Source organism: Vibrio iocasae, from assembly GCF_042245395.1.
Taxonomy (GTDB): Bacteria; Pseudomonadota; Gammaproteobacteria; order Enterobacterales; family Vibrionaceae; genus Vibrio; species Vibrio iocasae.
This window is the reverse complement of the sequence record NZ_CP145311.1, coordinates 272221-290548: the sequence shown is the minus strand read 5'-3', so window position 1 is coordinate 290548 and position 18328 is coordinate 272221. Positions and strand designations below refer to the sequence as shown.

Below are 18328 nucleotides of genomic sequence, written 5' to 3'. Positions count from 1 at the left end.
TTTCTACTCTACCGCAGCAGTCTGCCACTCACGAATCCATGCTTTACGGTTTTCAGCCACTTTTTCAGGCGCAAATTCTAAAGATTTAACTGGTACGTTTAATGATTCAAAACCTTCAGGCTGAGCAACATTGGTTACTGGGTACATCCAGTTTCCGGTAGGAATAACAGACTGGAACTCTTCACTCAGAATAAAGCTCATAAACTGGTCGGCCAGCGCTTCATTTTTTGAGCCTTTCACCTTAGCAGCAACTTCTACCTGCATATAATGGCCTTCAGAAAAATTCGCTGACGCATATTTGTTATCACCCTCTGCAATCATGTGATACGCAGGAGAAGTGGTATAAGACAGAACCAAATCAGACTCTCCCTCAAGGAACATTGAGTAAGCTTCAGACCAACCTTTTGTAACCGTCACTTTCTTTTTGTCTAGTTGCTTCCAGGCCTGTTTAACATCGTCACCATAAACAGACTTCATCCATAACATCAAACCTTGTCCTGGTGTTGACGTACGAGGGTCCTGGTAGATAACCGTAAGATCATCTCGCTCTTCCACCAGCTCTTTCAAACTTGTTGGCGGATTTTGAAGTTTTTCTTTGTTGTAGATAAAGGCAAAGTAACCGTAATCGAATGGTACAAATGTTGTATCAGCCCAACCGTTTGGTAGGTTTACTACTTTGGTATCGACGATATGCTCAGTCAGCAAACCACTCTTCTTTGCTTCTGCCATCAAATTGGTGTCGAGTCCAAGAATGATATCTGCTTTGCTGCTCGAACCTTCAAGGCGAAGGCGGTTGAGTATTGATACACCATCATCCAAAGCGACAAACTCTAGGTTGCATCCACACTTATCTTCGAATGCTTTTTCGATTTTTGGCCCTGGGCCCCAATCAGCCGCAAACGAGTCATATGTATAAACGGTAAGTGTGTTGTCAGCCGCTAAAGCTGAAAATGACATGGCTAAAGCCAAAGCAGAAATAGTGTATTTCACCGAGCGCTCTCCTTTATGAGCGGCACAGGATAAAGCGGAAAACTTGATAGGATTCATGCTCAATTCCTACGCCAGTATTATCTGGTTCAGGTCTACGGGTAATTTTCTCAGCCTCACTTATATATTTCGCTTAGCACCCCGTTGAGTACAACTTATGTGTTGATAGCAACACATAAGAGTTTCGAATTGTAATCTGATTTCAATCAATCCACCAGAGAGTGATGTCACCAAATGTTTACAACCTTTGGTCATATCCCCATCTAGGCACTAATCCTTGCTCGATGTTTAGATGATCCAGAATTCTCGCGACCATAAAGTCCACTAAGTCTTCAATAGATTCTGGCTGGTGATAAAAACCAGGGGCTGCTGGCATGATAGTGACCCCCATCTGGGATAGCTTATGCATGTTTTCCAGATGCAAGGTAGAAAATGGGGTCTCTCTTACTACCAGAAGCAATTGCCCGCGTTCCTTCATAACAACGTCAGCAGCGCGCTCAATCAGGTTGTCCGACATACCATGCGCAATTGCCGCAACACTTCCGGTTGAACATGGACATACAACCATTTGTTTAGGTGCAGCACTACCGGATGCGACGGGTGAAAACCAGTCCTCTTTACCACATACCTGCAATAAGTCAGGTTCACAACCTAGATAATCGACCAAAGTCTGTTTCATTTTGTCAGGACTTGCTGGCAACTTAAGGTCATGCTCTGTTGCAAGCACAACACGAGCAGCAGAAGAAACTAACAGAAATACCTTATACTCAGCTTTGATAAGACATTCGAGTAAGCGAAGCCCGTATGGAGCGCCAGATGCACCAGTAAATGCAAGGGTAATGGACTTATCATGGTGGCTCATTATTTTTCCTTAAGCTTGCCTAGCAACTTACCGTGAATACCTTCAAATCCACCATTACTCATAACCAAAATCTGGTCACCCGGCTTTGATTCTTCGACAATTTTCTCAACCAATACATTGATATCGTCACTCACGTATGAAGGTTGTGAACAATGTCCGGCAACCTCTTTGACATCCCATTTTATGTTGTCTGGTTGGTATAGGTATACAGAGTCTGCTTTCACCAGAGAGTTTGCTAATGTCTCCTTGTGAACACCCATCTTCATAGTCGCTGATCTTGGTTCAAGGACGGCAATGATTTTCTTATCTTCAACCTTATTACGTAACCCACCTAGAGTGAGATCAATCGCTGTGGGATGGTGAGCAAAATCGTCGTAAACAGCAACCTCGTTAACCTCACCTTTTAGCTCTAATCTGCGTTTAGTGTTGATAAACTTACCCAAAGCTTCACAGGCTAAGTCAGGTGTAACACCGACGTGTCTTGCTGCGGCTATTGCCATTAAAGCGTTGCTTACATTGTGATCGCCAACCAGGTTCCACTGAACCTGTCCAACTAGCTCTCCTTTAAAGTACACTTCGAAATGACTGCCATCTTTCTGAATCTTTTTCGTATCCCAATCCTGCTCTGGGCCAGAGAACTCAAGTTCACTCCAGCACCCCATATCTAGCACTTCCTGAAGCGCGGTTTCCGACTTAGGAGCAAAAATCCGACCATTACCGGGAACAGTTCTTACCAAGTGGTGAAACTGTTTTTTAATTGCAGCAAGATCATCAAAAATGTCTGCGTGGTCGAACTCAAGGTTGTTCATCACCAAAGTCCTTGGGTGGTAGTGGACAAACTTAGAACGCTTATCAAAGAAGGCACTGTCGTACTCATCCGCCTCTACAACAAAAAACATACTATCGCCAAGGCGAGCCGATACACCAAAGTTACCCAACACGCCACCAACCAAAAAGCCCGGTGCGTATCCGCAATCTTCCAATACCCATGAAAGCATACTTGCAGTCGTCGTTTTCCCATGGGTACCTGATACCGCCAGAACCCAACGATCATGGAGCAAAAATTCTTGCAACCACTGCGGTCCCGAAGTGTATTTAAGGTTGTTGTTCAATACGTACTCAACACATGGATTGCCCCGGCTCATTGCATTGCCGATAACAACTAGATCTGGTTTGGGCTCAAGCTGGGAAGTGTCAAACCCAGCGATAATTTCAATACCCTGAGACTCCAACAAAGTACTCATTGGGGGATAAACATTAAGATCGGAACCGGTCACTTTATGTCCCAGCTGACGCGCTAGAATCGCTGCGCCACCCATAAAAGTGCCGCAAATACCTAAGATATGAATATGCATTAAATTTTCCTGCTTATGCCCATTAGAGTGACCAAGATCACTTAAAATACGCAATACTATGACTCGTTGCTTCAAAAAAAGTGATCATCTTGTAAAAATATTTGAATGTTAATGAATTACTTCGTTACTCGTAAAAAATCGTATCCCATACAATTGAAAGGGTTACATCAAAAAACACTCTAATAACTATTCTTTCCTGTTTTTTCTATTGTAACGAATTCCTACCTAAATCAGAAAATGTTAAGGATATAAGATGTCTGAATTTCGCACCCTCGGCGAATTTATTGTAGAGAAACAAAGTGAATTCCCGCACGCAAGCGGTGAATTATCATCATTATTAGCTTCTATTCGACTTGCTGCAAAGATTGTAAACCGTGAAATCAACAAGGCCGGACTTGCGGATATCACTGGAGCAGTTGGTGGCGAGAACATTCAGGGTGAAGAACAGCAAAAACTGGACGTATACGCTAACGACAAGTTTAAAGCTGCTTTGGAAGCCCGAGATCAAGTTTGTGGTGTTGCCAGTGAAGAAGAAGATGAAGCTGTTGCGTTTAACAAGGAGCTCAACAAAAACGCAAAATATGTCGTACTAATGGATCCACTAGATGGTTCTTCAAATATCGACGTTAATGTTTCAGTTGGTACCATCTTCTCCATATACAGACGTGTTTCTCCTGTTGGCACCCCTCCAACAGAAGAAGATTTCCTTCAGCCAGGCGAAAAACAAGTCGCGGCTGGGTACGTAATTTACGGTTCATCAACCATGTTGGTGTACACAACAGGGTTCGGTGTGCATGGCTTTACTTATGACCCATCGATTGGTTCGTTCTGTCTGTCACATGAAAACATGATGATCCCGGAAGACGGCAAGATCTACTCAATAAACGAAGGGAACTACATTCGTTTCCCTATGGGTGTAAAAAAATACATTAAGTACTGCCAGGAAAATGTACCGGCAGATAACCGTCCATATACATCGCGTTATATCGGTTCTCTGGTTGCAGACTTCCACCGAAACCTTCTTAAGGGTGGTATATACCTCTACCCAAGCACAGAAAGTCACCCTAACGGCAAGCTTCGCCTGTTATACGAATGCAACCCTATGGCATTCCTGATTGAGCAAGCTGGTGGTGTCGCTTCCGATGGTGTAAGAAGAATTATGGAATTGAAACCAACCGAGCTACACCAGCGTGTACCCTTCTTTGTCGGCTCTAAGAAGATGGTTCAAAAGGTTGAAGAGTTCCTGGAGCGACACCCAGACGAAGAGTAATTCTTTCGACCATAGTTACCCAAAAGGCACCGAGATGGTGCCTTTTATTATTGTGGAAGTCGATTTAGCCAATTCCCTGATTCAATCACCTGCTCCGGTGTCGCAGACTGTTGATAGATATATATCCATGCTTGTCCAAACTGCGTTTCAATACTTTCTCTACGATATTCAATAGGAATATCTTCCAGTATATCCAACTGCGCAAGCGTCTCGTTATCTACACGGTAAATTTCACCAATAATACTGTGGCCACCTTCTGTTAAGCCCGGATATTGCCCTAGGTCAAACAGCTGAAAGTTGGGTTCAGTTTCATACATGCCAAGATATTCACTGCGTTCCAGTAAGTGATGATTACACTCCCCCTTACGAAGTGTTCCATAAACAAAGACCAGATGCTGCATACTTCCTCCGATACGAATAGTCCTATTTCCCTACAGGCTTGTTATTGTAGATAGCACCCCAACCCGACAATGTCTATTTTTTAATCACAAACTGGAAGCTATTCAAAGATTAATCGAACTCAAATTGATACAGAAGATCAACCGCACTATCCATTCCAGACACAGCTTCAACATAAAGGTCGGTCATTAAGCGATATCGAACTGTAAACTCACCAAACGAATCAAAGATACCAACACCATACTTAACCTGAAGCCCTGGAAGTATGTAACCACTTACTGTCACCTGAGAATCATCACCGGAGCCTGCTGTATCCAACTGTAAATCACTAACACCAAATGCCTCACCGATCTCTCCTACGACTTGCCCGCTTTTCGCAAGGCTTAGTCCTATTAGCGCAGTAGTCATGGCATTACCACCTGACTCCCCATCAATATCCTGGCCTCTGAGCAAATAAGACAGTGCATTTTGCTGTGGCATCGCAGGGGTCGAGTAGATCTCGATTATCGGCTCACTAGCAGGACCAGTAACCTTGATACCAGCCGTGACATCATCTGTGGTATTGTCAGGGTTTCTGATCGCATTAACTTGCAAGTAAGGCAAGTCCGCAGGCCCATTCATCAGAATTTTGCCTTCTTTGATGATCAAATCCTGTCCAAAAGAGCGATAGGTACCATTCTTTACGTTAATCTCACCAACAATAAATGGTCCTTTGTCTTTTTCACTAACATTCAGTTGCCCCTTCAATCCACCTTTAAGGCCAAACGCAGATAGCTTGAACTCGTCCCCAATATGAATATTTACGTCGGTTTCTAACGCCATAGGTAATTGAGTACTTTCCTTAACGGGCTTCAGATTTTTATCTAAAATGACCTGATCAGAAGAAACACTCACCGCACTAGGAGGCAGCTCCTCAACACTTATACGTCCCCAAGGGAGATAAATATCACCATCAATCCGGGCTAACGTTGGTGTAACTGATATGGTCATCTCTGGCTTAACCCGCACTTTCACCATTGGTGGTAAATCAACATTCAGCTCATCCGAGTGGACTTTGATGTTTGTATGCCAGGCCGCCATATCCTTCCAACCAGCATCACCATCAATAGTAAGCAAGCCATCTGCGCTTTCAATATCAGCATCCAGCAAGGCTTCATAGCCACTGAACGTTAAGTTGACTCGCCCTTTCTGTACATCAATGGGAGTAATTTCGCCAAGAACGACAATATCATGCAAAGAAAGCTCACCTTTTATAGCTGGATGCAGAATAGGTCCAGAAATACTCAGATTTGAGTCAACCTGAGCATCGAGCTGGCTATATTCGCCTAACAAGGGTTCAATCATCTCCATGGTAACTTTCTGGATGACAAGGTTCGCATCCAGAGTTTGCTCTTTAGCCTTAACATCTGGAATTAATGCATCACCTGAGATCACGCCGTTGTCGGTAAGATCGAACAACCAATCCAGACTTAATTTGTTATTCTTTAGAAGCGCATTAGCTGTAATTTTGTCCCAGCCCAACTCAACATTTTGCTCATCATGTTGAACAACCTTACCGTTTGACAGACTAACCTGAACCTTTGCTTCCGGATCTGTATCAGGAGACCATTTTGCGCTACTGAACACGTCTACGGCACCATGTAACTCCGTTTCCTTTGGCAAAAACATATCAACCTGTTCAAAGTCGAAGTTCTTAATCGCAACTTCAGCTTCACCTGATTTTCCTGCAGTAATGTCTTTAGTCAGACAAACACTTGAATTTGCCTGACTCCAACAGTGAGCTTGAATTTTCGCAATCTGCTCTTTGAGTAAGAAGCTAAGCGCGACAGGATGGTCCAGACTCCAGGGCCCTTGCTCCGTTGAGAAGTCAGCTTTGTCCAAACTTCCAACCCATTTCATAGATGGTTTTTCTTCCAGGCCACCAGCAATATGTAAACTCAGGTTCATCATCTCAGAAAGCATAGAAACACTCAGGCCATGTTTTTCCTGAGTACCAGCGAAAGATATATCCAGAGAATCGATGACCTTATCCTGAGCTTCTATATTCACGACAGAGAGACTAATTTGACCTTCAGGCACAGGTAATGGAGATAAATCACCTACCAGGCTGACATCATCAATCTTGGCAATATCCTGATAAGCGATGTGGTGTGCAGTTAGCTCAGTTTCCAATTTGGGCTCAGTTAACTCTCCCCGAAGATTAATCACTCCCGATAAGCTACCTTTTAAGTCCGGAACAGACTTTGCGATATCAGGAAAATCAATTTTGGTATCCAGATTTAATGACTTATCAATATTGCCTGAGAGATAGATTCCATTTGGTCCATGCCGGACAGTCAGGCCATTAGTATTAACCTGAATATCACCTTTTCCGTTTTGGTCTAAAGCTTCGACATCCCCTTCGAGCTCTAATGGGTAATCTCTAATGTTTCCCTGAATATCAAGCTCAGGAACAAGTACATGCCAACCACCACTTTCAGTCAAATTACCTGAAGTGACCAAAGAGCCGCTAATACTCCCTTCAGCTTCTTCCCATTGCAGTCCCGGCTGTATATCAGACAAACCTAGTGTCGCCTGCCAATTGATTGGGGCTTCCCAGTTAGCCATAACCTGTCCAACAACTTCACCACCGAGCGTATTAAGAGTCATACTTTCCAGCTCAACCTGGCTGAGATCGCCCTTTCCTGCCAGCTTCAGCTCAAGGTCTGGTATCGCCTCTCCTTCAACTTTGGTGTCCAGAAGCAGTTTGTATCCATCTAACGAACCGTTTGCTTGCAAGGCATCAACATCGACAAAATACTCAGGCGAACCAGTAAAAGGCCATTTCACGTACCCATTACCTAAAGCGATATCAAACGGTAACTTAGGATCAAGAGGCTCAAGCTTACCTTCAATCGATGCTTCAATAACCTCTGACAGTGTCGCCTTGAGATTCAGTTCACCTACGCTTCCATCTGCGGATAGCAAAAGCTTTTGCCCTTTCAGATCGGTTTGTTTTACATCTGCTTTTGCAGACAATTCCAACGGATAATCATCTCTAAGGCTGACTTTCGTGTTTAGCTTAAGGTCTGCCTGAGGAACATCCAGCTCAAGCTTCTGTACATCCACATCATAGTGATCAGCGTGTGCCTCCAGAATTAAAGAGTTCACAACAACAGGTGAGTCACCCTTAAGCGTAAAATCCTTCAACTCAAATTGCTGTAAATCGATTTCCAGTGGAATATCCACTTCCGGCAATGTTATAGGTTCTGATGAGGGCTTTGAGTTGTCTACTTTCTCGCTCTTCTCGTTGCTCTCAGTTTTTGCTAACTCAACGTTAATATTGTGCAATTGAGTTGGAGCGATGGTCAGGGTTCTCCCTTCCATTGAAATACGTGTCGAGAAACGCTTCCAGTCAATCTTGTGGCCCAAGATATTCAAAGCGATGTTATCGAACTCTACATTGCTAATCTGGATAGCAATTGGCAGGTCTATCTCTGCCGATGTCTCCTGAGATTCTTCAGGTTCACTTTCGGAAGGTGGGAGCTCTGCCAGTTCAAACTGAAGTCCAGTGAGTTTTAGGTCATCAACACAAACGGAAGGTTTTAAAAAACAATGAGGATTGATAGCAAGCGTCAAAGAATCAAGCTGCATATCAACCGTCAGCTGCTTATCTTTAAAACCCACATCATATAAAGAGAATCTCGGAAATAAGGCACCTTCAGTCTTCTCGTTATCAACCGAAAAAGCGGGAAGTGCTTTCTGGGCACCCCACAATACTGCTTTTAATCCAGCATTTGTAAATAGTGCTCCTGCCAAGAATAGCGATATCAGTAAAACTAAAACCAGCGCACTTATCAAAATCCGTTTTAGCCATTTTGAGGCTATTCGCATCATAGCTCAGGCCCCAAAGTGAAATGGAAACGGAACCTTTCTCCGGGATCTGACTGTAGCCCCCAGGCAAAATCCAATCTGACTGGCCCGACGGGTGATGCCCAACGAACACCGACACCAGTACCCATCTTTCCGTCAGGAAGATCTTCACTCCAGGCGTCACCATAATCGACAAAGGTGGCTGCCCACCAGTCACCTTTAATGCGGTATTGGTACTCCAGACTGGTTGTTACCATATACTTTGCACCGATCAACTTACCGCTTGAATCTTTAGGGGAAATTGACTCATAGTCATAGCCTCTGATGGTATTGTCACCACCGGCAAAGAATCGAATCGAAGGTGGAACATCCTCGATATTTTCAACAAAGTTAGCGTTAAAATCAGCCCGTGCTAATCCTCTGTGATTTTGACCTGCGCTACGGATCCATGCGGTTCTACCCAAGACTCTCGCTAATCTTGCTCTGGATACAATATTTTTATCCGACACTTCAAAAGCAATAGTCTGCTTGTTGCCGGACATTGGCATTGAACCACCACTCGTCTGCGTTCTGGAAAAAGAGATGCCCGGTAAAATCATCGCAATATCGTCATCTTGAACACCCTGGGTAAAGTCTTCATGCAAAATTCTAACTGAAGCCGTCCTGTGCCAGCCACTATCAAGCACCCAATGCCTCTCCAAAGACAGGCTGGACTCGAAACTATCCGTATCGTTGTTCTCTTCGTTTTTCATACCATATTCGATTCGATAGTAGTCACGAAGTACGTCTTCCAACGGTATTTCGTAACCGAAGGTAATTAGTTGTTCTGGGTCAGAGAGCGAAAGGTTAGAATCAAAACTGTGTCCACGTCTGTTCACCCACGGCTTCTTCCACTTAAGCGTTCCCCGGACACCAACATCCGTAGAGTAACCTAAACCTGTCTCTATCTGATTCTTAGATTGCGGTGCTAGAGAAACTCTCATTGGCAGTTGACGCTGCTTGCCGACATGCTCCAAATCCGGCTTTACAAATACCGAAGAAAACCAGTCAGTATTAGACATACGTTGGTTAAACAAGCCGACTTTAGAGGAGAGATAAGGTTCCCCTGATTCATAGGGAGCAAGCGATCTAACCCGTTCTTCATCTATCTGACTTCCTTCGATTGTGGTTTCACCAAAATGATACCTGTCACCACTGTCGTAATAGAGGTGCACGAAGGCCTGTTTTACTTCTGGAGATACTTCTAATCTTGTTTCGGCAAAATCACCATCAAAGTAGCCTCTGGCTAACGCAAGGTTGCGAATGCCAGACTTTATCAGCTCATAGTCACCGTGATTGAGTACGGCACCTTTCTTTAACTTGCTTGATTTAAGAAGCTTTTGGAACTCTGGGTCACCCTCTGCTGCGCCAATTAGTTTTATGTCGACAACTTCTAACTTTACCGGCTCTCCCGGGTCTACATTTACTGTCAGCGATTTCTCATCTTCTGAAACAACAAATGAGATTTCTGGCTCGTAGTATCCTAACGCCTGAAGTGCGTTGATAATGTTGTCCTGAACCTGAGAGCGAAAGCGCAACGAAGTAGAATAGTCTCCCTCAGGAATAGCGGAGATATAGGCATTCACATTTTCAGACAACGCCCCTTCCAACCCTTTAATATCTAATGAGGTCGCAGCTTGCAGAGACTGAATACACGTCAAAGACAAAACTAATAAAGGAACTGTTCTTTTTATCATCGTAACAGAAACACCACACCCAAAATGAACCGCGTTAAACTACCAAAAATCATATTGTTACAAAAGTAATATACTCAAAATCTCATTGATAATAAGCTATATGAATAATGAGAAAGAAAAGCATCAAATAAAGGATAGTTGAATTATGAAAAGCAATCCCTCTTTGGTTCATCGTAACGAAGCTCTAACTGGTCGCTCAACACCAATGCCGGTTACAGAACCTCACTATGTAAACAGCACTATATTAAATGCTCCGCTTGCAGAAGGACAAGAAGCCATACTATTGGGTATGGGATGTTTCTGGGGTGCAGAACGACTGTTTTGGCAGTTAGACGGTGTTATTTCAACCTCTGTCGGATACTCCGGCGGCTACACTCCAAATCCTACTTACGATGAAGTATGCACAGGTAAAACTGGCCATACTGAAGTTGTTCGGGTTGTCTTTGATCCCCAAACAATTTCGCTAGATGATTTACTCTGCCATTTTTGGGAAAGACACGACCCAACTCAAGGTATGCGGCAAGGCAATGATTTGGGCACACAATACCGATCTGCGATTTACACTTACTCAGATGAGCAAATGCAGACAGCCCAAGACAACAAACAGAAATACCAAAAGGCACTAAATCAGGAAAACGAAGGGGTAATCACAACGGAAATAGCTAAAGCTGGTGAGTACTACTTTGCAGAAACCTACCACCAGCAGTATCTTGCACGTAACCCAGAGGGTTATTGCGGCCTAGGCGGGACAGGCGTTTGCTTCCCGCCAGAATTAAGTTAACTAAGCTGCGGTGAAAGGGAATCAATCATCTGGTTGATTTCCTTTCTTACGGTAAGCATCTGCCGATTTTTTAGGTTAGGAAGCAACACCTTCCCCTTATCGAAGTAAAAAACACCAATCCCCTCAATCGAGAAAGTGCCTTTAAAAAGCGTTAATACAAACTTAGCAATTTGCTGAGGCCTGTAAGTTGAAAACTCTCGTAACATAACGATTTATATATCCTTTGTTATCTATTTATATTGATTCTCTTCTCGAGAATACTAACTAGCCAATTTCGTTTTTATGTTCGCGTTACCCTCAAGGGCGTACGCAATTTACCTTATAACTACGTAACTTTTATGACGCTCGCTTGAATAAATGCAATTTTAACGCCACTAAAGTGTAAATATTCATTAACATCTACTAACCTTGAAGGCTGAGGAGAAAGGTTCAGCGTCAATAACCGGCCTCTCACTATAAAGAACCGATATATATGGAAAAAATTACATGAAATTAAAGTCTCTCATCGCCTTATCGCTGTGCACTGCCCCATTTGTGAGCATAGCGCATAATCTCTCTGTAGGTAGCACTCTACCGAATGTTACTGTCGCTAAACATGGCGAAATCACCCTGAAGGGTGATGACGTTGCCTACCAAGAGTGGAACAACAATGAAATGCTCGGCAAAGTTCGTATTATTCAGGCAATTGCCGGACGAAAAAGTTCTAAAAAGTTGAACGCACCTCTTATGACCGCTATCGGAGAGGCAAAATTCCCGGAAGATAGCTACCAGACAACATCGATCATCAATCAGGATGATGCCATGTGGGGAACAGGCTCATTTGTAAAGTCATCAGCACAAGACAGCAAAAAAGAGTTTCCTTGGTCATCAATCGTATTGGATGAAGATGGAAGTGTGGCCAAAGCATGGGAACTCGCGGAAGAAAGCTCTGCAATCATTGTTTTAGACAAATCAGGGAAAGTACTTTTTGTTAAAGAAGGTGCGTTAAGTGAAGGTGAAATTCAGACGGTTCTTGGTTTAGTAAAATCAAACCTATAGTTCACTCACAGCATAAGAAAGCTCTCTGGTAAGGAGAGCTTCTCGTCATAAATTAAAACAAAATTCTGCATTTTTTACTTGAAGCCATATTGTTATGTTATTACATTAACTCGTTATGAAAATTCATCTCATTTAGGCTTGTCATCAATGAGCAGGTGCTCCATCCATCTCCGAAGAATCGTCTATCTGACTTTAGCATTAACGCTATGGTTGAGTTATGCCTCTGCGGAACATTTATCTGATTTTGAAAGCGAGCATCATAATCATCATAGCTGCGAACAGTTTTCCGCAACCAGCCACGGTGTAAAACCAAGTGTCCCGGTTTTGGGAATATCCGTTCAGAGCGCACCGAAGCACTTCGAATTTTCTTCAATTTTCATCTCAAGGGTGAGACCAGTAGAAAAAGCCCGTTCTCCTCCGGTGTGAATCCCACCCATTCAACAAAAACAAAGTTTAATTAAATTGATAAGAACGAGGATTCCACATGAACAAAACATTTAAATACTCCCTATTGGCAAGCATGGTTATTGCGGGTGGTGTACAAGCAGAAGAGTTTCGCCAGCATAGTGCACACGTCCATGGTCACGTTGAGTTCAATGTTGCTCAAGATGGCAAAGAACTTCTGGTTGAAATCACGGCACCAGGTGCAGATGTGGTTGGATTTGAACACGCGCCTGAAAATGAAGCACAGCACCATAAAATCGAAGATGCAGAAAAAGCTCTGAAAAATGCTTCAGATATCATTCTGTTAAGTGCTGCTGCTGGCTGTAAGGTTGAGCATGCAGAAGTTCGCAATACTCTTGAGGGCGACGAACACGAAGGTCACGACCATGATGAACATGAGGGTCACGACCACGATAAGCACGATCATGACGAACATGCGGACCACGATCACGACAAACATGATCACGATGAACACAAAGATCATGACCATGATGAGCACGAAGGCCATGACCATGGTGAGGAACATGGCTCTCATGGTGAGTTTACTATCGAGTATCACTTTGAATGTGATGACATCAGTAAGCTAAACCAGATCGATACAACATGGTTTAAGCACTTCCCGACTACAGAAGAGATTGATGTAAACCTGCTGACAGACAACGCACAGATTGCAGCGGAACTTAACAAAAACAAAACTGTCATCAAGTTCTAAGTAAGAAGATTTCTTGCTATTAATACTAGCAGAGGCTGAACGTTCGGCCTCTGCTTCAATGTCATGCGGGTAGTAACATGAGTAAGTTAACAGAGGTTGTGACGCTTTCTGATATTAGTTTCAGCTGGGATGAAAAACAGAGCCCAACTCTATTATTCGATCAACTCACCATCAATCAAAAAGAGCACGTTTTTATTAAAGGGCCTAGCGGAAGCGGTAAATCCACCCTTCTAGGGTTACTCACTGGCATTCTTTCTCCCCAGCAAGGTAGTGTTTCTATTCTGGGAACAGACATTGCCAAGTTAAAGCAGAACCACAGAGATAGCTTTCGCGCAGACCATGTTGGGTATATCTTTCAGCAGTTTAATCTACTTCCTTATCTGTCAGTACTTGAGAATGTCGTTCTTCCTTGTCACTTCTCCTCAGCCAGAAAATCACGGGCAGGCGAAGATATTCAGAAAACGGCAAAACACCTGCTCGATCGCCTTCGCTTACCAAGCAACCTGTTAGAAAAGCCCGTTATTGAACTAAGCATTGGTCAGCAACAAAGGGTAGCAGCTGCTAGAGCTCTGATAGGCAAACCAGAATTGCTCATTGCAGATGAACCCACCTCTGCACTCGATTTTGATAATAGAACGGCATTCATTGAACTACTGATGGAAGAGGCAGAAAGCGCTGGCTCTACTTTAGTTTTCGTAAGCCATGATCCAACGCTTGAGTCTCTGTTTGATCGGAGCATACATCTTAACGAACTCAATCAAAAAGCTCTGAATAACATGGCGGAGGTATAACGTGAAAGCAACTGCACATCTGGCCTGGAAGAGCTTACTAAACCGAAAAGCAACCGCAGTGCTTACCATTCTTACCGTCGCTATCTCAGTTGTATTGCTTATGGGGGTGGAAAGAATCCGCACCCAGGCAAAAGAGAGCTTCGCTAACACAATATCAGGTACTGACTTAATCGTCGGAGCACGCTCTGGTTCGGTTAATCTCCTTCTTTACTCAGTATTTAGAATAGGAAATGCGACAGCCAATATTGACTGGAAAAGCTTTGAAGAGTTCAGCAATGACCGATCCGTAAAATGGGCCATTCCAATTTCGCTTGGTGATTCACACAAAGGCTTTCGTGTTATGGGCACCAATCAGGATTACTTTGAGCATTTCAAATACGGTCAAAAACAGCCTCTGGAGCTTGCTCAGGGACATGAGTTTGATGGCCTGTTTGAAACAGTGCTTGGTTCTGATGTTGCTAAAGAGCTGGGGTATGAAATTGGAACCGAAATTATCATCGCTCACGGAATCAGTGACGTTAGCTTTAGCCGCCACGATACTTTACCGTTTACCGTAGTCGGGATATTGGCACCAACAGGAACTCCAGTAGATAAAACCGTTCACGTATCGCTTGAAGCAATAGAAGCTATCCATGTAGGTTGGGAAACTGGTACAAATATGGGCAACTTGCCTACCGCAGAAGTTTTACAACAAAGAGACTTTCATCCCCAGCAGATCACCGCTTTTATGCTTGGGTTAAAATCAAAGATTCATACCTTTAGATTACAAAGAGAGATAAATACCTATAGAAAGGAACCGTTAAGTGCTATTTTACCGGGAATCGCTCTACATGAGTTGTGGGGTATGATGTCGGTTGCTGAACAAGCATTGATGGCAGTATCGGTGTTTGTCGTTGTAGCTGGGTTGCTTGGAATGCTGAGCAGTCTTCTGACAAGCCTCCAGGAAAGACGCCGAGAGATGGCAATACTGAGAGCTATGGGAGCCAGACCCAGACATATTTTTGTATTACTGGTCAGCGAAGCAAGCCTTCTGACTTTTGCCGGTATAACTCTGGGCGTTATGCTCCTATACGCGTTGCTAGCTGTCATTCAACCTGTCTTACAGCAGTTGTATGGAATCAGTATCGTACTATCGCCGATCAGCAGCTACGAATGGATGCTGCTAGGGTTGGTTCAACTGGCAGGGATATTAATTGGTTTCATACCCGCGTTCAGAGCATACCGACAGTCACTTTCGGATGGTATGACGATTAGAATTTAACAGTTTCAAACTAGGATTAAGATGAAAAAGTTGGTGTTTATACTTGGGTTGATGCTAACAATAGCATTCCCATCATTCGCTGCAGCAAATGATGCAACTTCAGCAAATACAGAAGAAATACTGGAACTGGACTGGCTGGATCTCATTCCCGAAAAAGAACGAAACATGTTCAACAATATGGGCATGCCAGTCATGGATCACAGCGGGCTAGCCGCAGAACAACAAGAGCTTGGTACGGTTCGGCAAGAACTGAACGGTAGCCAGGTGAAGATTCCTGGTTTTGTTATACCTCTTGAAGGAACGGCCGATCTGGTAACAGAGTTTTTATTGGTGCCATTTCTCGGTGCGTGTATTCATGTTCCACCACCACCAGCGAACCAGATTATCTATGTAAGATTCAAAGACGGAGCACCAGTAACACAGCTTTGGGATGTTGTTTATATCGTTGGGACACTTAAGACAGAGACAGTTTTCAATGATGAGTTTGCGGCTGAAGCAGGTTACGTAATCGAAGGGGTCGCACTGGAAGATTACGACGATATGTAAGTTTTATTATCGCTTATCTGTTACACGATATAGTTTGATAGATAAGCGAGCACGCCAACATAAACCACTGCCAGCAACGCGATTGAAATCTGCTTCTTCAATCTACTCTCTTCACGTTGTTCCATAATGCTTTCACTTAACATTTTTAACATCCTGTTATCAATAATATCAGAAAAATTACACTTTGCGAATGAACGCCCTAGATTTTAGTGCCATTTGCCATTTACATTATTGATTAATGACAAGTTTATATTTAGTTAAACATTAATTAGAGAAATTAACATCTGTTGCATAACCTCAGGGAACTCTTTATCTATTTTTTCTGATAATCGGTCACGATTATTTTCTCTCTTGTGGTAAATACTTTTAATTCTGGTTACATTCTCTGTTACAACAGTGGGATAGGAATAGAGAACGCATGGCTGAGAAAAGAGCACCTGTTACCATCGAACAAAATGGTTCACAGAATCAAAACAGTTATTCAGGAAGAAAAAGCTCGATAAAAGACAGCGCAAGCAGAGTAATTAATATTGCTCAAACGTTTGGGTTGGATGCCATGTTGCAGCCAAGTAAAGACAACAACAAAACGCTACTTGATCGTGCGATCAACCGCGAGAAAAGACGCCAGGAACAGAGACAAAAAAACCTGGAACAAATTGTTAAGTACTCCCACACCTTCTGCAAAGACGAAACGGCCGGAGATCCAGATCAGGACTGGTTGTACCGTTTCTTCGATATGGCTCAGGATATCCACAACAGCTCAATGCAAAGGCTATGGGCTCAAGTGTTAAAGCTTGAGATAACCAACCCGGGTTCCACTTCGATGAAGGCACTTCAGGCTCTCAAGGATATGACGCCAAAGGAAGCCCAAAACCTTCAAAGAGCAGCATCACTGGCGTGCAGCTTCGGTGCTGACAACTCTAAAAAACTACTTCTGGGATTTCGTACTCAAGCAGGTATTTTCAGCTTCAACCGCAGAGACAAAACCAATACGGTTAACCTGGGAAATTACAAACTTCCGTACTCCAGCTTGTTGCATCTGATTGAATTAGGATTAATTCTGGGAACAGAACTGGAGTCGGGAGAGATCGAATTTGATCCGGCACTTACCCTTAACTATCAGGGTAAGGTGATATCTCTACAGCCAATGGGCAAAGGTTCGAGGCTGATTTACTATCGCTTCAGTCCCGTAGGCAATGAGTTATGTAAGCTACTAGGCAACAAACCTAACATGCAGTATTACGACCAACTTGTTGGCTTACTTAGCCAGAAGTTTACTGTTCAAACAGAGGCCGCAAAAGGAAACTCCGTCGATCAAGTCGTTTAAGCACTAAGTGAGGCTCTTTCACTCTGATCATTGGGATGGTTCTGCTCTCCCTGAAACCAGGCTAGCTTATCCGACAGTTTGACAACTTCACCGACAACTATCAGAGCGGGTGATTCCGCATTCTTAGCCAGCTCTGATAAATCTGACAAACTCCCCTTTAGCACCTTTTGGGTGCTTTGAGTGCCACGCTCAACAATAGCTACGGGCGTATCACTACTTCGTCCATACTCAATGAGTTGTTGCTGAATATACTGTGACTTCATCAGCCCCATATAGATAACCAGCGTTTGATTTCCTCGAGCGAGTGTAGACCAATCCAGATTATTAGCCTCATCTTTCAGATGACCAGTGACAAACAATGCAGATTGAGCGTAATCCCTGTGCGTGAGTGGAATGCCTGCATAAGCAGTTGCGCCTGCAGCAGCGGTTATTCCCGGAATAACCTGAAACGAAACACCAGCATCAAACAGAGTTTCCAGCTCTTCGCCACCCCGACCAAACACAAAAGGATCACCACCTTTTATTCGGACCACTCTGTACCCTTGCTTTGCAAAATCAACAAGCAGTTTGTTTGTTTTCTCTTGAGGGACGCTATGATGCCCTGCCCTTTTTCCCACACACACGAGAATAGTTTCAGACGGGACCAGAGACATTATTTCATCCGAGACCAAATAATCGTATAAAACCACATCGGCTTGCTGGAGAAAGTTCAGAGCCTTGATAGTAAGTAACTCTGGATCTCCAGGACCAGCACCTATTAGCGCAACTTCTCCGGCTCTAAATTTACTTTTATTCAAAACTGGGGCATGACTGTCATATATCAGTCTAGGCTTGCCGATATTGACTTCATTCAAGGATACGGTAGTTGCCATTGGAGTGCCTCTGGATAATAAGTCTGAGAGCATTATGCCCTTCTCTTTTTATTACTATAAAGTTCTATAATTAATTTTTTATTCCAAAAAGAAAT

18 protein-coding genes and 1 riboswitch are annotated in these 18328 nt (G+C 43.5%); of the genes, 9 read left to right on the top strand and 9 right to left on the bottom strand.

From position 1 onward, the window contains the following. Positions 1–3 precede the first annotated feature (3 nt). The 3 genes from thiB to mpl all read right to left on the bottom strand — a co-directional run bounded on the left by thiB (position 4) and on the right by mpl (position 3204). A complete protein-coding gene (gene thiB / locus SNR28_RS10935; RefSeq protein WP_375754070.1) occupies positions 4–957 on the bottom strand; it encodes a thiamine ABC transporter substrate binding subunit in 954 nt (317 codons plus the stop codon). A gap of 79 nt (positions 958–1036) precedes the next feature. Beyond that, positions 1037–1141: riboswitch (TPP riboswitch) on the bottom strand. Between the two features lie 84 nt (positions 1142–1225). Beyond that, positions 1226–1849, bottom strand: coding sequence for a flavin prenyltransferase UbiX (locus SNR28_RS10930; protein ID WP_375752401.1), 624 nt, complete (start codon positions 1847–1849; stop codon positions 1226–1228). Next, complete coding sequence (mpl, locus tag SNR28_RS10925) at positions 1849–3204, bottom strand: UDP-N-acetylmuramate:L-alanyl-gamma-D-glutamyl-meso-diaminopimelate ligase (RefSeq protein ID WP_375752400.1); 1356 nt, start codon at positions 3202–3204, stop codon at positions 1849–1851. The genes SNR28_RS10930 and mpl overlap by 1 nt, the downstream gene beginning before the upstream one ends. Before the next feature lie 253 nt (positions 3205–3457). Here mpl and fbp point away from each other — a divergent pair, with 253 nt between their 5' ends. Continuing rightward, on the top strand, positions 3458–4474 hold the full coding sequence (fbp, locus tag SNR28_RS10920) for a class 1 fructose-bisphosphatase (protein ID WP_375752399.1): 1017 nt from the start codon (positions 3458–3460) through the stop codon (positions 4472–4474). Positions 4475–4521: 47 nt separating this feature from the next. Here fbp and SNR28_RS10915 read toward each other — a convergent pair whose 3' ends face one another. From SNR28_RS10915 to SNR28_RS10905, 3 genes are all read right to left on the bottom strand, one after another. Further along, positions 4522–4875: a gamma-glutamylcyclotransferase gene (locus SNR28_RS10915; protein ID WP_375752397.1), complete on the bottom strand. Its 354-nt coding sequence runs from the start codon at positions 4873–4875 to the stop codon at positions 4522–4524. Between the two features lie 109 nt (positions 4876–4984). Beyond that, complete coding sequence (locus SNR28_RS10910) at positions 4985–8749, bottom strand: translocation/assembly module TamB domain-containing protein (RefSeq protein ID WP_375752396.1); 3765 nt, start codon at positions 8747–8749, stop codon at positions 4985–4987. Continuing rightward, positions 8746–10461 (bottom strand): autotransporter assembly complex family protein, encoded by a 1716-nt coding sequence (locus tag SNR28_RS10905; RefSeq protein ID WP_375752395.1) that lies wholly within the window; start codon positions 10459–10461, stop codon positions 8746–8748. Before SNR28_RS10905 ends, SNR28_RS10910 begins: the two co-directional genes overlap by 4 nt. Before the next feature lie 145 nt (positions 10462–10606). Here SNR28_RS10905 and msrA point away from each other — a divergent pair, with 145 nt between their 5' ends. Next, positions 10607–11242 (top strand): peptide-methionine (S)-S-oxide reductase MsrA, encoded by a 636-nt coding sequence (gene msrA, locus SNR28_RS10900; RefSeq protein ID WP_375752394.1) that lies wholly within the window; start codon positions 10607–10609, stop codon positions 11240–11242. Here the strand turns inward: msrA and SNR28_RS10895 are convergent. After that, complete coding sequence (locus SNR28_RS10895) at positions 11239–11448, bottom strand: DUF1107 family protein (protein ID WP_375752392.1); 210 nt, start codon at positions 11446–11448, stop codon at positions 11239–11241. The two genes, msrA and SNR28_RS10895, sit on opposite strands and share 4 nt — an antisense overlap. Before the next feature lie 280 nt (positions 11449–11728). Here SNR28_RS10895 and SNR28_RS10890 point away from each other — a divergent pair, with 280 nt between their 5' ends. The 6 genes from SNR28_RS10890 to SNR28_RS10865 all read left to right on the top strand — a co-directional run bounded on the left by SNR28_RS10890 (position 11729) and on the right by SNR28_RS10865 (position 16034). Beyond that, on the top strand, positions 11729–12280 hold the full coding sequence (locus tag SNR28_RS10890) for a YtfJ family protein (RefSeq protein ID WP_375752391.1): 552 nt from the start codon (positions 11729–11731) through the stop codon (positions 12278–12280). 147 nt (positions 12281–12427) lie between these two features. Then, positions 12428–12706 carry a DUF2607 family protein gene (locus SNR28_RS10885; protein WP_375752389.1) on the top strand — a complete coding sequence of 93 codons (279 nt, stop codon included), beginning with the start codon at positions 12428–12430 and terminating at the stop codon, positions 12704–12706. Positions 12707–12764: 58 nt separating this feature from the next. Then, the gene (locus SNR28_RS10880) at positions 12765–13436 is read left to right on the top strand and encodes a DUF2796 domain-containing protein (RefSeq protein WP_375752387.1); all 672 of its coding nucleotides are present in this window, start codon (positions 12765–12767) and stop codon (positions 13434–13436) included. Between the two features lie 77 nt (positions 13437–13513). Further along, a complete protein-coding gene (locus SNR28_RS10875) occupies positions 13514–14227 on the top strand; it encodes an ABC transporter ATP-binding protein (protein WP_375752385.1) in 714 nt (237 codons plus the stop codon). A gap of 1 nt (position 14228) precedes the next feature. Continuing rightward, on the top strand, positions 14229–15488 hold the full coding sequence (locus tag SNR28_RS10870; RefSeq protein WP_375752384.1) for an ABC transporter permease: 1260 nt from the start codon (positions 14229–14231) through the stop codon (positions 15486–15488). 21 nt (positions 15489–15509) lie between these two features. Beyond that, positions 15510–16034: a DUF3299 domain-containing protein gene (locus tag SNR28_RS10865; protein WP_375752382.1), complete on the top strand. Its 525-nt coding sequence runs from the start codon at positions 15510–15512 to the stop codon at positions 16032–16034. Positions 16035–16054: 20 nt separating this feature from the next. On the opposite strand, the gene SNR28_RS10860 is transcribed toward SNR28_RS10865, so the two are convergent. Next, complete coding sequence (locus SNR28_RS10860; RefSeq protein ID WP_375754180.1) at positions 16055–16177, bottom strand: hypothetical protein; 123 nt, start codon at positions 16175–16177, stop codon at positions 16055–16057. 275 nt (positions 16178–16452) lie between these two features. On the opposite strand from SNR28_RS10860, the gene SNR28_RS10855 reads away from it, so the two are divergent. After that, complete coding sequence (locus SNR28_RS10855) at positions 16453–17361, top strand: TIGR03899 family protein (RefSeq protein WP_375752380.1); 909 nt, start codon at positions 16453–16455, stop codon at positions 17359–17361. On the opposite strand, the gene cobA is transcribed toward SNR28_RS10855, so the two are convergent. Next, positions 17358–18233 (bottom strand): uroporphyrinogen-III C-methyltransferase, encoded by an 876-nt coding sequence (gene cobA / locus SNR28_RS10850; RefSeq protein WP_375752378.1) that lies wholly within the window; start codon positions 18231–18233, stop codon positions 17358–17360. The two genes, SNR28_RS10855 and cobA, sit on opposite strands and share 4 nt — an antisense overlap. Positions 18234–18328: the final 95 nt, after the last annotated feature.